We start from the raw sequence: 3,274 nt of genomic DNA on the forward strand, positions 1-3,274 counted from the left end.
GACATAGCTGAAGAGTTCCCCCGTCCGAACATCGCCGCCACGCATTCCATAATCCCCAAAGCCCCTCGGACGCAGTGAATCATTTCGAAGCAGTCAATGCCAGTGGCTTTTTCAACAGCCTGCTAGGTATTCTATGGATACTCAGCCACTAGATCACCTAGTCCCCGTGTAACTCAATGATACGCTACATATGTTACTATAGGTTAAATATTTGTGAGGCGCTGCGCGTTTTCCTGCATCCGTTGATTATCCAAAGTCATAAGTACATTGCTTTTGAAAAATCGCAGATAATTAATCTGCTGTTTTGTATTTATCCCGAATGAGGCCGTAGCATTATTGATCTAGCGACCGCATTTATCGCATGCCGCTGAAGATGAATTCCGTCAACTTGCATCAGCCCGCCTGGCACGACCCCGCGCATAATATCAAGCTCGTCTTTCACCGGATCTCCGACAGCAGCGAGTATGGCTTGTGCGTCCATATAGTTAGATATGTAATTTTGAGAGAAAAAATTTTGCACCTCAGTACATCGTTCATGCCAAAAAGGCGCGCGTGAAATCCTTACCGGCGGAAGAAATAGAAGAACTGGGCCAAAATATTCTATGAGGCTTGAGATGAGATCGATATAATCCCTTGTTTTAGAATTATTTGGGAAACCATCCCAGATGATAAGGCGATCGCAACCGCGAATTAAATCGCGGTTGGATTGAATCCGCTCGTAGATTGACTTGATAGAAGAGTCTCCCGCTGAGGTATCGCGAATGAAGGCGCCACTAAATATTTCAAGCTCGCGTGAAAGCCCTGCTCCCGACGCGCCAGCCATATAGCTGTCACCTTCCGTCCAATAGATCGCCCTGCGGTTTTTGTCTGCCGGCAAAATAATCCCGTCGATCGCGGTATAAACAAACGTTGTTATAACGTCTCTTCGATTAAGCATTCTCTGGACGACTTGGTGGTTCCTTGTTAAGCAGAGCTGGCTTATAAGGATTGCTGATTTCTGGATGTACTTCTTTCCTAGAATATTAAAAAGACCGGTGAGGCGCAATGGCTGGGATTGTAATGAGTTTGAAAGGGCGAGAGACCGAGCTAGATGTCGTCAGAGGTGTGGCGATCTTCCTCGCGATGGGGTGGCATTTGAATGGTGGGGCATTTAGCACATCTCTGACCTCCCTATTCGCCGCTCCTGGTCGGTTGGTGGGGTGGGCTGGTGTCGATCTGTTTTTCGTCCTGAGCGGATTCCTTGTCGGTGGCATCATTCTAAAGGAGCTAGATGCTGAGCATTCTTTCAGTGGCAGACGATTTTTGATCCGCCGAGCTTTCCGACTATGGCCCGTCCTTTATATTTATCTGGGAGCTCAACTTCTTTCTGGAAGACCTTGGCAAGATTTTTTGTTGCAGAATGTGTTTCACGTACAGAATTATCTGGAGACGCCGCTTGATCATCTCTGGTCTTTGGCGGTTGAGGAGCATTTTTATCTCACTGCAGCTTTGCTGGTTCCAATTGCAATCAAAACCGGATTGCGACCTAGACATGCTGTATTTGCGCTAGTTGCGATAATCCTGCTCACTTGGGGGGAGCGGGTTGTTGCGTCTTGGAATGGGATTGCTGATCGAGCAATCCAGTGGCAAACGCACTTTAGAATTGACGGTTTAGCCCTTGGCTTCTTGATGGCGATCTTGCGCCGCTATTATCCCTTGACCTTTATATCCATTTGTCACCGCCGTTTCGAGAGCTTACTAATTTTTACTCTTGCCTTCGCTTCGCTTGTTTTTTTTCGTCAGGGGGAGTTACGTTCTTCTTATGGTTACACCATCGCTGCTGTAGGTTCTTCGGCGCTAATATTTTCTTTTTACAGGGTTGGCATTCCAAAATTCCTTTCATATCCTTCAAAATTAATGCAAATGCTGGGCGTGTATTCATACTCAATCTATATATGGCATAATTTTCTGGGGAACAAAGTTGCGGTGACTTTAGCTGGGCTTCTGCGTATCGAGAGTGTCGATATAATTCTTTTTCTGAAGTATCTAGTCTCGATTGCCGGTGGGGCTATGATCAGTGTTTTGATTGAACGCCCAGCGATGAACTTACGTGATCGCATTTTTCCACCTTCTCACAGAGTCGAGATATACTCGGTAGCACAGCCAGTCGTCGCAGGAGGCAAGAGATAGGCCGATCCAGCCTCTCTCGGACATGGAGTTTCACCGGGTCAGGGATGGTGGCCGGAAAATAATGTCTCGTCGGCGAGCACGGGTGTGAATATTGTGCAGATTTAGACAGTGTAGCCGTTCAGGTTGTGTTTGCTTTACCGATACGACAAATAAAGAGAGCTGTAATGAATAATAAAATTCGGAGAATGGTATCTAAGCTGAAGAAGCGGCTTATCCACAACCCCGCGGTTTCCATTCCATTTACCTATCTGGGATCCGCATACGGAGGGTGGCCAGTTGTTGAGGAACTGTTGGACGAAGAGGCGTTGGTTTTGTCCTTCGGCCTTGGCACGGACATCTCATTTGATTTGGCCATTATCGAGCGGTTGGGCTGCACAGTAATCGGGTTTGATCCTACTCCTAAAAGCATAGAATGGATAATGCGGCAGAGCTTGCCAAATAGGTTTAGCTATCACCAGTGGGGTATCGCCGCGATGGACGGCGAAGCCGAATTTTTCCCGCCGGAGCGGGACGGGTTCACTTCATTTTCATCGAAAGTCGACCCCGCACGTACACAGGCCGTGCCCATCAAGGCACCCGTGCGGCGTCTTGCCACAATTTTGAAGGATCTCTCATTGCCCACTCCCGACGTCTTAAAGATGGATATCGAAGGCTTCGAGTATGATGTTCTTAGAGACATTTTATCGACACCTATCCGTCCCCGCCAGGTTTTGGTTGAATTTCACCACACTATGTATGGCATCCAGGGAGAAGAGACGAGAGCGGCAGTCTCTCAGCTCGAGGCATCAGGATACAAACTATTCTACGTTTCTGATGGTGGGTTAGAGTACGGTTTTTTAATGGATGCATAATCAGCTTCTATAATAGTAAGCGCGCTTTTCCATGTACATTGGTAATCCTCCCCGTGAGTAAGGGGCTTCAAAAGTAGAATTTTCTCGGCAATATGCTCGAGGAGATTTTGATGAAGAAGAGCCGATTTAGCAGGCTGTTGAAAAAGCCACTGGCATTGACTGCTTCGAAATGATTCACTGCGTCCGAGGGGCTTTGGGGATTATGGAATGCGTGGCGGCGATGTTCGGACGGGGGAACTCTTCAGCTATGTCGA

The 3,274-nt window shown here is 47.6% G+C and carries 3 protein-coding genes; 2 read left to right on the forward strand and 1 reads right to left on the reverse strand.

Annotated elements, in window-relative coordinates; translation table 11 throughout:
- Window positions 1-310: 310 nt before the first annotated feature.
- On the reverse strand, window positions 311-1,045 hold the full coding sequence (locus DMO26_RS34070; RefSeq protein WP_162895201.1) for a hypothetical protein: 735 nt from the start codon (window positions 1,043-1,045) through the stop codon (window positions 311-313).
- Here DMO26_RS34070 and DMO26_RS33195 point away from each other — a divergent pair.
- Complete coding sequence (locus DMO26_RS33195) at window positions 1,045-2,169, forward strand: acyltransferase family protein (protein WP_117196511.1); 1,125 nt, start codon at window positions 1,045-1,047, stop codon at window positions 2,167-2,169. The two genes, DMO26_RS34070 and DMO26_RS33195, sit on opposite strands and share 1 nt — an antisense overlap.
- A 164-nt stretch (window positions 2,170-2,333) precedes the next feature.
- Window positions 2,334-3,020 carry an FkbM family methyltransferase gene (locus DMO26_RS33200; RefSeq protein ID WP_117196512.1) on the forward strand — a complete coding sequence of 229 codons (687 nt, stop codon included), beginning with the start codon at window positions 2,334-2,336 and terminating at the stop codon, window positions 3,018-3,020.
- Window positions 3,021-3,274: the final 254 nt, after the last annotated feature.

This window comes from Rhizobium terrae, from assembly GCF_003425685.1.
GTDB lineage: Bacteria > Pseudomonadota > Alphaproteobacteria > Rhizobiales > Rhizobiaceae > Neorhizobium > Neorhizobium terrae.